Annotated in this window: 2 protein-coding genes; both read right to left on the bottom strand. The window is 61.0% G+C overall.

All coding sequences use genetic code 11. The features are described 5' to 3' along the window. Window positions 1–6: 6 nt before the first annotated feature. A complete protein-coding gene (fdhA, locus tag B7L09_RS19870) occupies window positions 7–1,206 on the bottom strand; it encodes a formaldehyde dehydrogenase, glutathione-independent (RefSeq protein ID WP_094470292.1) in 1,200 nt (399 codons plus the stop codon). 207 nt (window positions 1,207–1,413) lie between these two features. Continuing rightward, window positions 1,414–2,271 carry a formyltetrahydrofolate deformylase gene (gene purU, locus B7L09_RS19865; RefSeq protein WP_094470291.1) on the bottom strand — a complete coding sequence of 286 codons (858 nt, stop codon included), beginning with the start codon at window positions 2,269–2,271 and terminating at the stop codon, window positions 1,414–1,416. Window positions 2,272–2,410 lie beyond the last annotated feature (139 nt).

Raw genomic sequence — 2,410 nt, 5'->3', positions numbered from 1 at the left:
CAATGCTTATGCCGCGCTGAACAGTTTGTGCGGATCAATCACAAACTTCTTCGGCACGCCCGCATCAAACTCGCCGTACCCACGCGGCGCGTCATCCAGGCTGATGACTTCGACGCCGACGATATCGGCAATATGAATGCGGTCCCACATGATCGCCTGCATCAGCTGGCGGTTGTACTTCATCACCGGGGTTTGGCCGGTGTGGAAGCTGTGGGATTTAGCCCAGCCCAGACCGAAGCGAATGCTCAGGCTGCCCATTTTCGCGGCGGCGTCGACGGCGCCCGGGTCTTCGGTCACGTACAAGCCTGGAATGCCGATTTTGCCTGCCACACGCACCACGCCCATCAGCGAGTTGAGCACGGTGGCCGGGGCTTCGTGTTTCACGCCGTCATGGCCGTGGCCGCGCGCTTCGAAGCCTACGNCGTCAACGGCGCAGTCCACTTCCGGCTCGCCCAGCAGGGCGGCGATCTGTTCGTGCAGCGGGGTGTCGGTGGACAGGTCAACCACTTCNAAACCCTGAGCCTTGGCGTGTGCCAGGCGGACGGTGTTGACGTCACCGATGATCACCACCGCCGCGCCCAACAGGCGAGCGGAAGCGGCAGCGGCCAGGCCGACAGGACCGGCACCGGCGATGTACACGGTGCTGCCCGGGCCAACGCCAGCGGTGACTGCGCCGTGGTAACCCGTCGGGAGAATGTCGGAAAGGCAGGTCAGGTCGCGGATTTTCTCCATGGCCTTGTCGCGGTCCGGCAGTTTCAGCAGGTTGAAGTCGGCGTACGGCACCAGCACGTATTCGGCTTGGCCGCCGGTCCAGTCGCCCATGTCGACATAGCCGTAAGCACCACCCGGACGCGCCGGGTTAACGCTCAGGCAAACGCCGGTGTGCATCTCTTTGCAGGAACGGCAGCGCCCGCAAGCCACGTTGAACGGAACGGATACCAAGTCGCCGATTTGCAGGTTTTCGACGTCGCTGCCCTTCTCGATCACTTCGCCAGTGATCTCGTGGCCCAGCACCAGACCGGTCTGAGCGGTAGTACGACCGCGCACCATGTGCTGGTCGGAACCACAGATGTTGGTGGAAACCACGCGCAGGATGACAGCGTGATTAATCTTCCTGCCACGGGGGTCCTGCATTTTGGGATAGTCGATTTTCTGTACTTCGACCTTGCCGTTGCCGAGATACACGACACCACGATTACCAGACATGCTTTCACCTCGCTGTTGTTTTTATGTAGCGGTCGCGTCGCCATGGATCGGCGGCGCGTTGATTGCTCGGGTTATTGCTTGTGTCTTTTTGCGTCGTCTGTCAGGGCCTCATCGCGGGCAAGCCCGCTCCCACAGGTTTTTGTGTCGATCACAGATCTGCGGCATACCTCAGTCCACTGTGGGAGCGGGCTTGCCCGCGATGGCGATCTAAAGAACGACGGTGCGATTGGCGTTCAAGAACACCCGTCGTTCNATGTGATAACCCACCGCCCGAGCCAGGGTCAGCCCTTCGATATCCCGGCCTTTGGCGATCAGATCTTCCGGGTAATGACTGTGGTCCACGGCCTCGACGCCCTGGGCGATGATCGGGCCTTCATCCAGGTCGTTGTTGATGTAATGCGCCGTGGCGCCGACCAGTTTCACGCCCTTGTTGTAGGCCTGGTGATACGGCTTGGCGCCCTTGAACCCCGGCAACAACGAGTGGTGGATGTTGATCGCCTTGCCATCGAGCTTGCGGCACAGCTCCGGCGACAGCACTTGCATGTAGCGCGCAAGAATCACCAGTTCCGCACCGGTCTCTTCAATCACTTGCCACACCTGACGCTCCTGGGACGGTTTGTCGTTGGGGTCGAGGGGGAAATGGTAGTAGGGAATCTGGTGCCAGTCGGCCAACGGCTTGAGATCGGGATGGTTGGACACCACCGCGACCACGTCCATGGACAGTTGGCCGATACGCTGGCGGTACAGCAGGTCGTTCAGGCAGTGATCGGCCTTGGAAACCATGATCACCACTTTTGGCCGGTAGTTCGGCGCCGTCAGTTCGAAGATCATGCCAAAGGCTTCGCCGCGAGTGGCCAGGCCATCGCGGAAAGCCTGCTCGTCGAAACCGTCGGGCTGGCGGAATTCCACGCGAATAAAAAACCGGCCCGAGAGGCGGTCATCGAACGAATGGTGTTCGGTGACGTAGCAGCCCTGCTCGAACAGGTAGCGGGTGACCGCGTCCACCGTGCCGAGCACGCTGGGGCAGTCGGCAGTCAAAATCCATGTGTCTGGGGCGCGGCTCATAGTGCGGTGACTCCTGTTCATTGTGCTGGNGGCCCCGAACCCTGTGGGAGCGGGCTTGCTCGCGAAGAGGGAGTGTCAGTCGACATCAATGTTGACTGACCCACCGTTTTCGCGAGCAAGCTCGCTCCCACAGGGNATC

The organism is Pseudomonas mandelii, assembly GCF_002251635.1.
Classification (GTDB): Bacteria; Pseudomonadota; Gammaproteobacteria; order Pseudomonadales; family Pseudomonadaceae; genus Aquipseudomonas; species Aquipseudomonas mandelii_B.
Note: the sequence above shows the minus strand (reverse complement) of the source record. Positions and strands in the feature narration are given on the sequence as shown.